Origin of the sequence: Trinickia caryophylli, from assembly GCF_034424545.1 — a bacterium.
Lineage (GTDB): Bacteria > Pseudomonadota > Gammaproteobacteria > Burkholderiales > Burkholderiaceae > Trinickia > Trinickia caryophylli.
In genome coordinates, this window is record NZ_CP139971.1 from 1 (window position 1) to 14966 (window position 14966).

Below are 14966 nucleotides of genomic sequence, written 5' to 3' on the forward strand. Positions count from 1 at the left end.
GCGTTGGAAGTTTGAGGGGGGCTGCTCCTAGTACGAGAGGACCGGAGTGGACGAACCTCTGGTGTACCGGTTGTCACGCCAGTGGCATCGCCGGGTAGCTATGTTCGGAAGAGATAACCGCTGAAAGCATCTAAGCGGGAAACTCGCCTCAAGATGAGACTTCCCTGGGGACTCGATCCCCTTGAAGGGTCGTTCAAGACCAGGACGTTGATAGGTCGGGTGTGTACGTGCAGTAATGCACTCAGCTAACCGATACTAATTGCCCGTAAGGCTTGATCCTATAACCGGAGCGTCTTCGCTCTGATCGCGCGTGCCCCGCACCGCGTTCAGTGTGTGACAGGCGCGCTCAGGTTGACTCGCGATTCAGTGCCGTACAAGCACTACCCCGCCCGCCAGAGTGTGCGCTTCAGCGCATCACGCCGGTCAAGGCACAGCAAACATTACGCGATACTTCTTCCCAGATTGGCTTCGCAGCCCACACCGCTGCGCAGCAACAAGTCATGCCTGATGACCATAGCGAGTTGGTACCACCCCTTCCCATCCCGAACAGGACCGTGAAACGACTCCACGCCGATGATAGTGCGGATTGCCCGTGTGAAAGTAGGTAATCGTCAGGCTCCCTTCTTCTGAAAACCCCCGCCAGCTCCAAGCTCGCGGGGGTTTTTGCTTTGCGCCGCGCGCTCCCCTTCGAGCGCGCTACGCTGCCTCAACCCCCTTTCAAAAACCGCTAGGGAGCGGCACGCTCGTTCCGGCTGGGAGCATTGACCTGCCCCCTTCGGTAGGGCCAACCGGCTTCTAGCAAAGTCCCTTTAAACCAGCTCCTGGAAAGTGGCAGGAGCATCCGCTGTTGCCCGATGTTTCGCCGCGAACTCTGCTGGCGAAAGATAATTCAATGCGCTGTGGGGCCGGTCCTCGTTGTAGTCCTGACGCCACGCCGCGATGACCGCTCGGGCATGTGCAAGGCTCTTGAACCAATGCTCGTTAAGGCATTCGTCGCGGAACTTGCCGTTGAACGATTCGATGTACGCATTCTGCGTCGGCTTGCCCGGTTGAATCAATTTCAACGTAACGCCACTGGGTAGGCCCATTGGTCAAGCGCCCGGCTCGTAAATTCCGGTCCCTGGTCCGTTCGCAGCGCTTTGGGATAGCCCCGGAAACGTGCTGCCGGTCTAACGCTCGTGCGACGTACAAGCCGGACATGCCGTGGTCCACGACGATATCAACAGACTCCTTGGTGAAGTCATCGACGATAGTCAGGCACTTCAGACGCCGCCCGTTCGACAGCGCATCCATCACGAAATCGATTGACCAAACCTCATTGGGACCGCCCGGCAAAGCCAACTGCTCACGTTCAATCATGACGCCGTGGCGCCGACGACGGCGTCGCACGGCCAGCCCAGCCTCACGGTAAAGGCGATGCACGCGCTTGTGGTTCGCGTGAATGCCCTCGCGCTCCACGAGTGCATGCAGCCGCCGGTAGCCGAACCGCCGGCGCTCATGCGCCAGTTCCACCAGGCGCGCCGTTAGCGCTTCGTTCTCGTGGTCCGGTTTCGACTCGTAATGCAACACGCTGCGAGACAGCCCAACAAGCCGGCAGACACGGCGCTCCGAGATGTCGACCTTCTCCCGAATCGCCGCCACTGCCTCGCGCTTGGCTTGTGGGCTCAGGGCTTTCCCTTGACGACCACCTTCAGCGCTTCCATGTCGAGCATCGCTTCGGCCAGTAGCTTCTTCAGCCGCGCGTTCTCGACTTCCAGGTCCTTCAACCGGCGCGCTTCCGGCACCTCCATGCCGCCGAACTTCGCGCGCCACGTGTAGAACGACGCGTCACTGAAGCCGTGCTTCCTGCACAGCTCCTTCACCGGCATGCCGGCCTCGGCTTCCTTCAGAAACCCGATGATTTGTTCTTCCGTAAAGCGCTTCTTCATGTTCGTCTTCCTCTCCGAAAACGAACTTTACTAGGTTCCGACTGGCCCGGTTTGATGGGGGCAGGTCACCATCTTCCTTTTGGGGGCCACCTGTCTTGGGGCCACCTGTCGCTGTTCGTTTGCCGGCGGAGAAACCATGCGTTCCCGCGCGAAGCTCACAGCAACGCAGCAAGGTGATTTGCCTGCTCGGCGAACTGCCTCCGCTCACGGCCGCGCAGCGGTGGATCGCCGGGCAATGCGACGGTCAGTGGGTCCATCGGTACGTGGTTGACGCGCACTTCGAAGTGCAGATGGGGGCCGGTGGCCCAGCCCGTCGCGCCGACATAACCGATTACTTGTCCGCGGCGCACGCGGCTGCCACGGTGCAGGCCTTTCGCAAAACGCGATAGATGCGCGAATGCCGTTTGATAAGGTGGTGCATTGTTCAGCACCACCAGTCTCCCATATCCGGTTTGGCGACCGATGAAGGCAACCGTGCCCCGTGCCGTCGCATGCACCGGCGTACCAGCCGGTGCCGCGAGATCGACACCGTCGTGGCTCTGCCAGCGATGCGTGATGGGGTCGAGGCGGCGATGGGCAAAGCGCGATGAAATACGCCCGTAAGCGAGCGGATAGCGTGCGAACGAAGGACTGGCCGCCGCGCCGCTTTGCTTGTAGTAGAACGGCCTGCCATCGAGGCCGCGGTGCAGAAAGAGGTCGTGTGACTTCGCTCCTTGTTGAATGCGCACGGCCAGTGGTGCGCGGGGTGGCGCATCGCCCGATTCGCCGGCGCGAGGCTGAGCGAGGACCAGGCTGATGGTGTCGCCGTGCCGAAGGTCGCGCCTGAAATCGAGGTCGGCCGCATACGAGCGGGTGAGCAGCGCGACGGTGCTCGCATCGAGCCCGAGGTGTTGCGCAGCATCCGCAAAGCTCGTGCGTACCGTGGTCGAGCGGACGACAACCTCGGGCGTGCTTGCATGGGCTGAGCTGTTCGCGCCGGCCGCAGGCGGCACTGCGCCCTCGGCCGGCGGCGTCGATGCGGCGTCCAGCGCCGAACGTCCGGCCCTTGCGGCGTCGCCATCGGGTGCCAGCGCGAGGCCGGAGGAAAGGTCGGCGTCGTCGCGCGCGGCCTGCCATGGTCGGTGCAGCGGCGAAAAAACTGGAGAAAGCAGCAGTGCGCTACAGGCTGAACTGATGGCGCAAAGCCAAAGGATTTTGCCGGTGCGCGTGCGAGGCGCAACTCGTGCGAGAAAGGCCATAAACGTCGATCGAGGAAAAACGGGCGGGAGGCACGGCAGCGTCGAGCGCACTCGCCGGTGCCGTCGGCTGTGAAGAGGCACTACCGGAGCGTATCGCCGGCAAGTGCGCTCAAACGACTATGCGGTTATTCGCGTTGTACGGATATGTCCGAACGCGCGGGTACGAACAACATGAAGAGGGCTGGCGACATGGAATACGGCGTTGCCATTGCAGTCAGAGTAGAGCAACGCTAACCGTAAGGTGGCAGTCTTAAACGAAACTTAACCGGCGCCGGCGCGAACGAAGATCCGCCGAGATTGCTAAAATTCGCAAGCCCGTTTCGTTCGATAAACCATCATGCTCGAATCCCAGAGAGTGGAACTGCGCCCAGCCACGGCCGCCGATGCGCCCATCATTGCCGGCCTGCATACATTGGGCTGGCAGACCGCTTACCGGCACATCCTTCCGGACGATTATCTATTCAACGACGTCCCCGCAGAGCATCGTCTGCGCTGGTCAGCGTATTTCGCACGAGATGCCCGCGAATGGGGTTTCGTGAAACTCGCCGAGCAGGATGGCGTGCCGGTCGGCTTCGTCAGCGCGGAGAAGCCTGTCGACGAGACGCGCGGCGTGTTGCTCGATTGTCTGCACTTGCACCCTGCGCATCGCGGGCAGGGTACCGGCAGGCGCATGATCGAGGAGGTACGCGTCTGGGCGAGCGGGCTGCCCGCAAGTCGTCTCCATCTTCTCGTGCTCGAGGACAACGCGCGTGCAATACGTTTTTACGAACGTAATGGTTGGCAACTGCTCGGCACGGAATCGTGCTACCTCGGCAAGACGCTGGTGGCGGATCGGGTCTACACGCTACCGGTTTGACAGCGCCGACTGCTGTTGCCGTCACGCAAGTCACGCAAGCGTATCGCTGCCGGCCACGAGGCGAATCCGCGTGATCTCCGATGGCGCGCCGAGCCGTTTCGGTGGCCCCCAGTAGCCGGTACCGCGGCTCGTGTAGACCCATAGATCGTCGATGCGAGCGAGCCCGGCCGTAAACGGCTGCTGCAATCGCACGAAAAAATTCCAAGGGAAGAACTGGCCGCCGTGCGTATGGCCGGAAAGCTGCAGCGTATAGCCGGCCTCGGCCGCGGCAAGCGCCGTGCGCGGCTGGTGCGCGAGCAGCACGCGGATGCGCGCCTCGTCGGGCGCCGTTGCGATCGCGCCCGCCGGGTCGCTATGGTGGCTCTCGTGAAACTGCCCCGCCGAATAGTCGGTGACGCCGGCAACGACGACCGGCACGCCGTTGTGACGGATCACCTCGTGCTCGTTGAGCAGCACGTTGAGGCCCAGGCGCCGGAATTCGGCAATCCACGCTTGGGCACCTGAATAGTATTCATGGTTGCCCGTCACCAGGTAGGCGCCATACCGCGCGCTCAGCCTGCCGAGCGGCCGCGTATGCTCGGCGAGCCGCTCCACGCTGCCGTCGACGATATCGCCCGTTATCGCGACGATATCGGGCACCAGCCGGTTCACCTCGTCGACGATCGCATCGACGTAGCGTCGCTTGATCGTCGGCCCGACATGGATGTCGCTGATTTGCACGATTGTCAGGCCATCGAGCTCGGCGGGCAGGTCCGGGATCGGCACTTCCACCGTGACCACTTTCGCGCGGCGTCGTGCATTCACGAACCCGACCGCTGTCGAGAGCAGCGCGAGGGCCGGAACTGCCGCCGCGCTGTCGACGCGCCAACGGTCGACCGACACGCTGCCATGAAACAAGGTGTCGATCGTCAGCAACGACGCGATCGATAGATCGCGTGCGAACGTCAGCACGAGCAGGGACGAAAAAAAGCCCATCGCGAGCAGGCCGATCCAGGCAAGGCGATCCCCGAGCGGCTGCCGGTCGATGCGGCGCGCCAGCATGCCAAGTGGAATCAGTCCGCACGACAACACGAGCCAAAGCGCGGCCAGCACTTTCGCTGTCATATCGATCTGCCATTCCGGAATGAGCCGAAAACCGACGTAGACATGCAGCAGCACGCCGATACCGATGATTCGCGTGAAGAAAGAGGAACGGCGCATAGGGCAGTATCAGATAGAGTCGATTGTGGCGTTGCGTCGAAGCCGGCCAACGCCGCGAGGCATTTTACCGAGCGCGCCGATCGCCTGCCGGCGACCGCTCACCTGGCGGAAAACAGCGCGCCTTGCGGAATTCTTCGCATGGCGCGACGATCTAACGAAGCGAGCGCTTCGGGCGCTCGGATCAATCCTGTCCTGGCCAGGGTAGGGATTTGGGGGAGGCGAACGATGAAAACCGGGAAATCGCCGCATCCTGCGCACGCGCAGCACCACTTGAGCCACGAAGGCAGCCACGTCATGTTGCCGCTCGTCGTGCTCTCGGTCATGGCAATCGGCGTCTACTACCTCGCCCGCCGCATCGATATGCTCGAGGTCAGCCGCGACGCCTTGTTCTACGTCGTCATGCTGTTCGTCGCGCTCGGCGTCGCCGGACTGTTCGGCGCGGTGGGCGCGTGGCTGCGCTCGGGGACAGACGCCGAAAGCGAGCGGTTTTGCTTCGTCGGCGCGTTGATCGGCGCAGTCGTTTTTTATATCGCCCTCTTGTTTTGATGCGGGTTGGCGCGCCGTGGCCAGCCCAGCCGGGGCGTGCCGGGTTCAGTCGACGCGTGCGACCTCGTCGAATGCGAAGCGCGGGAGGCGAGGCCTGAGCTTCGATGGATCGCCGTAGCCCAGATTGACCAGAAAGTTGGCGCGGATCGTCGTGCCCGCAAAGAACGCTTCGTCGACCTTCCGTGCGTCGAACCCGGACATCGGCCCCGCGTCGAGCCCCAGCGCGCGGGCAGCCATGATCAAATAGGCGCCTTGCAGCGACGAGTTGCGAAACGCCGTTGCCTGAATAGCCGTGTCGTTGCCCGCGAACCAACTGCGCGCATCGGTGTGCGGGAACAGCTTGGGCAGATGCTCGTAAAAAGCCATGTCCATGCCGACGATCACCGTGACGGGCGCACTCATTGTTTTGTCGACGTTGCCCTCCGAAAGCGCGGGGCGCAGCTTTTCTTTTCCCTCGGGTGTTTTGACGAAGACGAACCTGCCGGGGCTCGAGTTGGCCGATGTCGGCCCGAGCAGCGTGAGTTCGATCAGTTGAGCGAGCACGGCATCGTCGACCGGGTGTGGCAACCACGCGCTATGCGTGCGCGCGTCACGGAACAGCTGATGGATGGCGTCGTCGGAAAGCATCATGTCGGGACCGAGGTCGGAGGTGAAGGGCTCGTCTGGAACCGCTCCATGATAGTCGCGGACGCGGTATTGTGCCGTGGCGCCAGCCATAGAGGGCCGGCCAAGGGTGAGCGCTTCAGTCGTCGAGCGATTCATGCACGCCTGCCGCGCCGCGGCGCCAGTAGGCCGACACGCGCATCTGCGATTTTGGCAGCCCCCGCCCGGCGATCAGCAATTCCCGCACCGCGCGCATCGCGCCGGCTTCGCCGGCCGCCCAGACGTAGCCTTCGCCTGGCGGCAGATAGAGTTCGCGCAACGCATCGAGGAGGGCGACGGGCGACGCCGCGTTGCCGCGATAACACCACGTCTCGTAGAGGTCCGCGCGCGTTTCGAACGATATACGTGCCGCAGGAGACGCCACCTCGAGCACGGCCGCCACGCGCGTGCCGGCGGGCAATTCCTCCAGGCGCCGCGCGATGGCCGGCAGCGCCGTTTCGTCGCCTATCAGGACATGCCAGTCGAAGCCTGTCGGGATGATGAACGACCCGCGCGGGCCGCCCACCCCAAGGTACTGACCGACCTGCGCCTGCGAGGCCCATTGCGTGGCGGGCCCGGCTTCGTGCAGCGCGAATTCCAGATCGAGTTCGCGCGCGGCACGATCGAAACGCCGGGGCGTGAAGTCGCGTGCTATGGGACGGGGCGCATCGTCGGGATACACAGGCCCGTTCGGCCCCATCGTCGGGAATGATGGGCGCTCCTGTCCAGGTGCCGGGATGAAGATCTTTACATGGTCGTCGAAAGAGGCGGATTCGAAATCCTGCAGATCATCGCCCCGCAGGGTTATGCGCACCAAGTGCGGATTCAGTGGGGTGACGCGGGCGATTTGCAGCAGGCGGAACTTCAACGGATGGCGCACCCGTGCTACCGCTAACGTCGGATTGTCGGACTCTGACATCGAAACTCCGGTTCGAGGGAGAGCGTTGCGCCAAAGGCGGTGCAACGAAAGGGTCTTTAGATATATCTAATGTATATATCTAAAGATATGATGTCAAGCCATCGAATCATCGCCAGGGTGCCGCTGCCGCACGTCGCTTCGATGTCTCCGTGAACACGCGCAACGCATTCGCGGGGGAGAGAGGGCTGGGAACGATAAGGTTTTTCTTTCAATGAAGGACACTTTATCTCGCTTGTCGTGAACGACGAAATTGCCAAAAATGCGGCTCAGTTCGAAGAATGGTTTGGTCTCGCCGGAGCATGTCGGTGGTTGACGTGGCACGTGCCACAGATAGTTTTTCTACTCGACGATACGGAGCGACGAGCGTGGTGTCCAGCCACTGCCGATCGTCTCGCGCCGCGCGGCGGCAACAGCATGACCCAGCCCCTCCTCGACATTTCTTCGCAACCGCCAGGCTCCCGGCTCGGCGCACAAAGAGGTTCTCGAAATGAGCAACGAATTCGAAGGCAAGAAGCTGCTGGTCGTCGGCGGCACGAGTGGAATGGGCATGCAGACGGCCCGAACGGTTCTGGCGGCAGGCGGCAGGGCGGTGATCGTCGGCAATCGTCCGGAGAAAACCGAAGAAGCGCGCAAGGCGCTGTCCGCGCTCGGTCAGGTATGGGCGGTCAACGCTGATCTGTCCGGCAACGAAGGGCTGGCCACACTGCTCGAAACCATCGATGCACAGCATCGCGATATCGACCTGCTCGTCAATGCGGCAGGTGTCTTCTTTCCCAAGCCCTTCCTGGAGCTTCGCGATGCCGATTACGATCAGTACATGACGCTGAACAAGGCGTTTTTCTTCATTACGCAGAAGGTCGCCTCGAATCTGGTCATGACCGGCCGCCCCGGGGCGATCGTCAACATCGGCTCGATGTGGGCGAAGCAAGCCATCGCCGCCACGCCTTCCTCGGCTTATTCGATGGCGAAGGCCGGCTTGCATTCGCTGACCCAGCACCTGGCCATGGAGCTGGCCCCCAAGCACATTCGCGTCAATGCGGTATCTCCCGCCGTGGTGCAAACGCCGATCTACGAAGGCTTCATTCCGAAGGCGGACGTACATGATGCGCTGCAAGGCTTCAACAGCTTCCATCCGATCGGGCGTGTCGGCACGCCGCGGGACGTAGCGGAAGTCGTCGCCTTTCTGCTCTCGGACAAGGCCAGTTGGGTTACCGGTGCGATTTGGGACGTGGACGGCGGTGTAATGGCCGGCCGGAATTGATGCGCCGCGCGGGCGGCGTTCGCCCGCCCGCGCGAATTCAACTTGTGTCCCACGAAGGAGAAACGCACGGGGTGTCGTCGCCGCCAGCGGGGGTGCGCCAAGGATGCCCGGTCGCCAATTGGCGTAGCATGGCGGCGTTCAGAGCGAGGCTTATTTCATAGAGGAGAAGACCGATATGAGCACTCAGGCAGATGACCGGACATTGCTGCGCTTGCTCGGCATCCGGACGCCGATCATCCAGGCGCCGATGGCGGGCGTCAGCACGCCTGCGCTTGCGGCTGCCGTCTCGAATGCCGGCGGGCTCGGCTCGCTGGGCGTCGGTGCAACGAACGCCGAAGGTGCGCGCAAGATGATCCGCGAAACGCGCGCGCTCACCGACAAACCGTTCAACATCAACGTGTTCTGTCATCAGCCGGCCGTATCGAACGAGGCCGTCGAGCGCGCGTGGCTCGACTGGCTTGCGCCGGTGTTCGGACAGTATGGGGCGACGCCGCCCGCATCGTTGTCCGAGATCTACAAGAGCTTCGTCGTCGATCACGCGATGCAGCAGATGTTCGTCGACGAGAAGCCGGCCGTCGTGAGTTTCCATTTCGGGCTGCCCTCGGCCGATGTCATCGCCGCGCTCAAGGGCGCGGGCATCACGCTGCTCGCGAGCGCGACGAACGTCGACGAGGCGGCGCGCGTTGCGCACGCCGGTATCGACGCGGTGGTCGCGCAAGGTATCGAAGCGGGCGGGCACCGCGGCGTGTTCGACCCCGATGCGGCCGACGAGGGCCTGGGCACGCTGGCGCTCACGCGTTTGCTCGTCGCTCAGGGCCAACTCCCGGTGATTGCCGCGGGCGGGATCATGGACGGCGCGGGAATTGCCGCGGCGCTCGCGCTCGGTGCGCAGGCAGCGCAACTCGGCACCGCGTTCGTTCCGTGCACCGAGACGTCGATCGATGCGGGCTATCGCCGTGCGATTCTCGGGGAGGCCGCGCGCCGCACGACGTTTACCGCGGCGATATCGGGACGTACTGCGCGTGCCGTGGCGAACCGGTTTACGGCGCTCGGCGATGACGCACGCGCACCCCGCATCCCGGCGTATCCGATTGCCTACGATGCGGGGAAGGCCCTGCATGCGGCTGCGAAAGCAACGGGCGAATTTGGCTACGGCGCGCAATGGGCTGGGCAGGCCGCAGCGCTTGCGCGCGAGTTGCCGGCAGCCGAGCTGCTCGCGCAGTTGGAGCGCGAAATGCATCAGACCATCGAGCGGATGCAGTCTCTGAGTTTCTGACGCGACCGCGCGCCCGGTGGGCGGCGCGCGTTCACTTCAACGTGGCTTCGGCTTCGGTGGAATCTGTGCGCAGCGTCACCGAGCCTGTCCGACTTGCGCCGAAAAAAATGTCCATGACCGACATGCCGGCCAGAACCGCGGTACCACACGCAACCAGCAGCCAGCGCGATGCCGTTGGCGACAGGACTGCGTTGGAAGCCAGCAACGACAAGAGCAACGGCGAAAGCGCCTGCAGCGACAGCGCCGCATAGGCGCTGCGCGAGCCGATCCACGAGGCATCGTCGGGCGTGCGGGCCAGCGCGATCAGACGCTCGCGCAGATGAATGCGAAGCAGATTCGTCAGGAAGCCGAGGACGAACGCCGCCGCGCAGGAGAGTTCGTACCTGCCGCTGTACACGAGCATCGCATCGGCCGCGACCAGCAGGGCAGCCACGATGATCCGGTTGCCGGGCAGGCCGGAGACACTGGCCGCGAGGAAGGCACCGAGGCCCGCCACGGCCGACGCCAGGCCGAAAGCGGTGGCGTCCCAGCCGTTGACCTCGCGATATGTCAACGGGAGCATGCTGTTGAACGCACCGATGTGAAAACCGATCAGTCCGAGCCCGAGCAGCAGGGCTGTCACTGGATTTCGGCCCCATTGCAGCCCGACCGAGCCGCCGGGTGCGGTGTTCGCCGGTGTTTCCTTTGCCGCGGCTGTATGGTGGGCAGTGTCGATGGCTGGTCGCTTTGCCGTGCCGAGCGCCTCGCTGTTTGACAGGCGCAGCAGCAGCGACACTGCGGCGATCACCGCGCCGGCCACGCTCAGAAAGTCACTGCCGCCGAGCAGTTCGAAAAGCTTGCCGCCGAGGAATGCGCCGCCAAACCCGCCCAGTTGAACCGCCGTTTGCATCCCGCGCGCCGCATGATTGGCGGAGATGCGGCCTTCGACCACGCATTGCGCGTTCCTGGACTCGAAGACGCTGACGGTCAGGAAGTCCACGATGCCCACGGCCAGCGCCAGCAGCAGAAATCCTGCGAGCCGTCCCGCGATGCCGGCGGCCGCCAGAAGGGCCACGGCGAGGAAGACAGCGATGCGCACCTCCATGAGCCGCTTCATCGATAGTTGCCATCGCTGCCGGAGCATCAGGCGCTCGAATGCAAACGGAAGCGCCACCGACAGGCAAAGCACGAGGCCCAGCGGCACGGTGGAGTGCGTGACGGCCAGCGACATCCATACGATCGCGGTCACGACGGCGTAGTCGAGCAGCGTCAACAACGTGACCGATGCATAAAAGCCGGATAGCAAAAGGGATGGACGCGTCATGCGTGGCTTCCTCGATGAAAAAAACGGTCAGGACACGTTCAGTGCACTACGTACTTCGCCGAGCAGGCGCTCGTCCACGGCCTTGAGTCCCGCGCAGCGTTCCTGCACGGTCGATGGATTGATGCGCCCGCCGTATTGCGCTTTCGCCATCAGGTTCTTCAACTGGTATGCGGATTGAGCGAAGGCGCGCGCGGTTTCGACGATCGGTGCCGGCCAGCCGTCGAGCTCGAGATAGGCGGCGAAACAGTAGCGCGATCCGGAAAGCAGGGCGAATGCGTCATGCAGCGTTCGAAATTTCAGCAACGGTGCATCCAGGCGGTTCGCGACGATGTCTCCGATGTGGTCGTAAAACCAGCGGGTGTCCTCGTGCGCGCTCACGAGCGCGGGGAGCTCGGCCTGGGCACGGCGCGCCGCCTCGGCGTCGGAAACCATCCCGCTCGTGTCGTAGTCGATAAAGACGCGATAGGTGTTGTTCTCGTAGAAGTCGCTGACCGCCTCGTCGTCGTGCCGGTAGCTGCACAGTACGCTCGCGGGATTATCGTCGACGATCTCCCATTCTCCGTTCGCAGTCCGGCCGTGCAGTACGACGACATGCTGAGCGTGGGCATTACGGAACTCGACGCAATGGGAGAAATAGAAGACGTTGCCCGACAGCAGCACGAAGCCGTGTGCGTCGATGGCGCGCAGGAGGTCTTCGCGGATATCGTCGAATCGATCGGCCGCAACCGTACGTTGCACGATGCCGATGCTCGCCAGGCTCTGCTCGGAGAAAAAGCCGGACTGGATCGCATACTTGGGCTGCTTGCCGACGATGATCTGCTCGAGGACGGCATCCGACGATAGCAGCGCGCGGTGGAAGAGGTGTCGAACGGGCGCACCCGCGCGCTCGAGCCATACCGCGGCATGCCGCTGACAGCAGTTCAGGAGGCGCCGGTCGAAAAGTTCGGCGTCGTAAGGGAATGCTTCCCCGGCGGTCGGACGCGCGAGCGCCGCTTCGATCACGGCGCTCATTACGCCGGCCTCGACGTAACGTCGTATTTCTCCACGAGCAGCGTGGCGATAGCGTGCGGGGAACCGAGTGCCTCTTTCACGAGGTCCTCCGGCGCGAACTCGATGTCGAACCGTTCTTCGAGTTGCGCGACAACACTCATCATCACCATCGAATCGGCACCGAGCGCGAATATGTCGCTATCGGCGCCCAGTCTTTCGGCTCGCCTGAGGCTGCGGGAAAGGATATCGATCACGGTTTCCAGCGTGGCAATCTGATTGGACATGGCGTCTTCCACGGTATCGGGGCAGGTCGGGTGTTGGGTGGCTCGGCGCGGTTCACGAAAACACGGCCTGTTCATACTGCGCCGCGATGTTCTTTCGGTTCAACTTCAGGTTGGCAGTGAGCAGCCCGTTTTCGGGCGTAAACGCATGGGTGCGTATCTGCACCCGCTGGATCGGATGCGCGGCGCACTCCTCACGGTTCAAGCGGGCTACCACGTCGAACACCGCATCGTGGACCGATGGGTCTTCCTGCTCCGCGATGATCAGCAGTCCGAGATAGGGCCGGCCGTTGCCGAGGACAACGGCGTGCCGCACGGCTGCGATTTCGTGGAACCGTCGCTCGATCGAGCCCGGGTGAATCTTGTAGCCCTGCGAGGTCAGAATCAGTTCTTTCTTGCGGCCGCGGATGTAGACGAATCCGGCATCGTCGATGTAGCCCACGTCTCCTGTCGCAATCGAAGTCTCATCGAGATAGGTCTTGCGGGCTTCGTCGGCATCGGCGAGCGCGACATATCCGCTGGTGAGGCAGCGCGGCGCGCTGACGATGATCTCGCCATCCTCCGCAATCTTCACGCTGCCGGGCGGGATAGGTCGCCCGACCGAGCCCGATGCCGAGGCGTCGGGCGTATTCGCGCAGATCGGGCCGAATTCGGTCATGCCGTAGGCCTCGAAGAGAGCCACTCCGGCTTCGCGATACGCGCTCATCACGCTTTCTTTGATCGGCGCCATGCCGGAGTAGGCCCGACGGATCGCGCCTCCGAACAACTGCGCCAGTCTGGCGCTGCGGCCCTGCTCGTCGCCAACGCGAGCCAGGCTGCAGGCCGACTCGTAGAACACGGGCGGCGCCAGGAAGAGCGTCGGGCGATATGCCCTGAGCGCGGGCATGACCGTGGCCATATCGGACAGGCAAAAACCCGTGCCCGACAGCACGCATCCGTACACCAGGAGCTTTTGCTGATAGTTCGACAAAGGCAGGAAGATCAGGAAGCGGTCCTGCGCATTGGCCTCGAGCATGTCGAAAAATCGCCGCGCATGCGGCAACACGGCCTCGCGATCGACGATGATCGCCTTGCTTCGGCCCGTCGTGCCCGATGAGAAAACGATGGCCGGGGCCCGGCTCAGCCGTGCGTCGGCAGGCGCGCGGTCCGCTTCATTTGCGCGGTAGACGCGAAAGCCTTCGACGGTCCCGGCCAGCGACCATGCACGCGTGTCGGCGTCGGCCTCGCCTTCGAGAATCAACGCATCCAATGGAACGCCGAGAGGGCCGCCGGGATCGCTCGAGCCCGAGGTGCCAGCCCGGTCGGGCAGGTGCACGAGCGTCCAGCGGCAGGCGAGCGCCGCCATATCGATCACGAGCGTTTCCAGCTTGTTGCCGGCGATGAGCCCGACCCGCGAGCCGGCGCCGAGCCCGAGTGCGGCGGCCTGCCGTGCCGCCGCTTGCACTCGCTGCGCGATGCCGCCGAAAGTCGTGCGCGTCGATCCGGCGCGGCCATGAAGGAAGACTTCGCGGTCCGCGTGCCTGTCGAGCATGAGCGGCAAGTCTTCGAGCCGTGGCGTCGATGCGGTCATGGGCTCACCTTCGCCTTGCCGAGTATGTACTCGATGTTGTCCGAGAACATGAGCCGGGCCTTGTGCTTTGGCAGGCGTATGCCCTCCGGGTCGCTGCCGTTGTCGGCCCCCTTGCCGTTTTGCGGCTCGCCCAGACATCGCTGTATCAGCGTTCTGACCGATTTCGGCTGCACGATCGGCCAGTCCGAGCCGAAAATCACTTTGTGCGCGATGTCGGCGGCGAAAAGCGTACGCAGTGCAGGCAAGTCGCTCTCGATCCTGGCGCCGCTGATATCGAGGAATACGTTCGGCCGGTAGCGGCACATCTGGATGCAGGCTTCGGGATGGTTCACGGCGCCGTGTGCGAGGATGAACGTGATGTTCGGGTAGCGCCGGGCCGGGGCGTCCACGAAACGAGGATGGGCTTCGTTGAAGGACAGTACGGGCGAGGTCGGACCGATGTGCATCAGAACGGGCAGGCGCTTGCTGTCGCAGTATTCGTAGAACGGGTCGAGCAACCGGCTGTCGGCCTGATACCCGCAGGGCGGATAGAGCTTCATGCCCCGGAAACCGTACCGTTCGACGCCTTCGACGAACAAGGTCAGGGCATCGGCGCCCCAGCGCGGATCGGCGCCGGCGAAGACGACGAAGCGATCGGGGTGGCGTTGCAAGAGCGCGCCATGCTCCGCGAACATTTCGGCGATCGTCAACTCGCCGCCTTTGAGTGCGTAGGTGAAGTCGGGCAGCAGCAACACCGACTTCGATACGCCGAGTTCGTCCATCGCGGCAAGCTGCCCCGCCGCATCGTGATCCTGGTAGCCGGCGAGCAGGCGATCGAGTACGGCGCTGCGGCGGAAGGCAGCGCCCGAGGGCCGCAACTGTTCGAGCATGTTGTCCGCAATACCCTCGAGAAAGGGGCGCGGCATGTAGCGGGTCGACGCAACGTGCGTATGGGCATCGATGATCGTCATCGGGCG

Annotated in this window: 13 protein-coding genes, 1 rRNA gene, 1 pseudogene and 1 other annotated feature; of the genes and pseudogenes, 5 read left to right on the forward strand and 10 right to left on the reverse strand. The window is 63.5% G+C overall.

From position 1 onward, the window contains the following. Positions 1–280: a sequence feature (23S ribosomal RNA rRNA prediction is too short), on the forward strand. 223 nt (positions 281–503) lie between these two features. Then, positions 504–617 (forward strand): 5S ribosomal RNA (rrf, locus tag U0034_RS19350). A gap of 192 nt (positions 618–809) precedes the next feature. Here the strand turns inward: rrf and U0034_RS19355 are convergent. Next, positions 810–1928: pseudogene (locus U0034_RS19355) on the reverse strand (IS3 family transposase). A 155-nt stretch (positions 1929–2083) separates the two neighbouring features. After that, the gene (locus U0034_RS19360) at positions 2084–3166 is read right to left on the reverse strand and encodes a M23 family metallopeptidase (RefSeq protein ID WP_085229761.1); all 1083 of its coding nucleotides are present in this window, start codon (positions 3164–3166) and stop codon (positions 2084–2086) included. A 337-nt stretch (positions 3167–3503) separates the two neighbouring features. On the opposite strand from U0034_RS19360, the gene U0034_RS19365 reads away from it, so the two are divergent. Continuing rightward, positions 3504–4022, forward strand: coding sequence for a GNAT family N-acetyltransferase (locus U0034_RS19365; protein ID WP_085229762.1), 519 nt, complete (start codon positions 3504–3506; stop codon positions 4020–4022). Between the two features lie 30 nt (positions 4023–4052). Here the strand turns inward: U0034_RS19365 and U0034_RS19370 are convergent, their stop codons facing one another. Then, complete coding sequence (locus U0034_RS19370; RefSeq protein WP_085229763.1) at positions 4053–5222, reverse strand: metallophosphoesterase; 1170 nt, start codon at positions 5220–5222, stop codon at positions 4053–4055. A gap of 225 nt (positions 5223–5447) precedes the next feature. Here U0034_RS19370 and U0034_RS19375 point away from each other — a divergent pair, with 225 nt between their 5' ends. Then, a complete protein-coding gene (locus U0034_RS19375) occupies positions 5448–5768 on the forward strand; it encodes a hypothetical protein (RefSeq protein ID WP_085229764.1) in 321 nt (106 codons plus the stop codon). 45 nt (positions 5769–5813) lie between these two features. Here U0034_RS19375 and U0034_RS19380 read toward each other — a convergent pair whose 3' ends face one another. Both U0034_RS19380 and U0034_RS19385 read right to left on the reverse strand, forming a co-directional pair. Further along, on the reverse strand, positions 5814–6398 hold the full coding sequence (locus U0034_RS19380) for a malonic semialdehyde reductase (protein ID WP_085229896.1): 585 nt from the start codon (positions 6396–6398) through the stop codon (positions 5814–5816). Positions 6399–6510: 112 nt separating this feature from the next. Next, positions 6511–7329, reverse strand: coding sequence for a siderophore-interacting protein (locus tag U0034_RS19385; RefSeq protein ID WP_085229765.1), 819 nt, complete (start codon positions 7327–7329; stop codon positions 6511–6513). A 487-nt stretch (positions 7330–7816) separates the two neighbouring features. On the opposite strand from U0034_RS19385, the gene U0034_RS19390 reads away from it, so the two are divergent. Next, positions 7817–8590, forward strand: a complete 774-nt coding sequence (locus U0034_RS19390) for an SDR family NAD(P)-dependent oxidoreductase (protein WP_085229766.1) — start codon at positions 7817–7819, stop codon at positions 8588–8590. A 175-nt stretch (positions 8591–8765) separates the two neighbouring features. Next, positions 8766–9866 (forward strand): NAD(P)H-dependent flavin oxidoreductase, encoded by a 1101-nt coding sequence (locus tag U0034_RS19395; RefSeq protein ID WP_085229767.1) that lies wholly within the window; start codon positions 8766–8768, stop codon positions 9864–9866. A 31-nt stretch (positions 9867–9897) separates the two neighbouring features. Here U0034_RS19395 and U0034_RS19400 read toward each other — a convergent pair whose 3' ends face one another. The 5 genes from U0034_RS19400 to U0034_RS19420 are packed head-to-tail and all read right to left on the reverse strand — an operon-like array spanning position 9898 to position 14960. Next, a complete protein-coding gene (locus U0034_RS19400) occupies positions 9898–11169 on the reverse strand; it encodes a hypothetical protein (RefSeq protein WP_085229768.1) in 1272 nt (423 codons plus the stop codon). A gap of 27 nt (positions 11170–11196) precedes the next feature. Beyond that, entirely contained in the window at positions 11197–12180 is a 984-nt protein-coding gene (locus U0034_RS19405; protein ID WP_085229769.1) for a hypothetical protein, read from the reverse strand. Next, positions 12180–12443 (reverse strand): acyl carrier protein, encoded by a 264-nt coding sequence (locus U0034_RS19410; RefSeq protein ID WP_158243566.1) that lies wholly within the window; start codon positions 12441–12443, stop codon positions 12180–12182. Before U0034_RS19410 ends, U0034_RS19405 begins: the two co-directional genes overlap by 1 nt. A 52-nt stretch (positions 12444–12495) precedes the next feature. Next, positions 12496–14010 (reverse strand): AMP-binding protein, encoded by a 1515-nt coding sequence (locus U0034_RS19415; RefSeq protein ID WP_158243567.1) that lies wholly within the window; start codon positions 14008–14010, stop codon positions 12496–12498. Continuing rightward, a complete protein-coding gene (locus U0034_RS19420; RefSeq protein WP_102623095.1) occupies positions 14007–14960 on the reverse strand; it encodes an amidohydrolase family protein in 954 nt (317 codons plus the stop codon). The genes U0034_RS19415 and U0034_RS19420 overlap by 4 nt, the downstream gene beginning before the upstream one ends. Between the last annotated feature and the right edge of the window lie 6 nt (positions 14961–14966).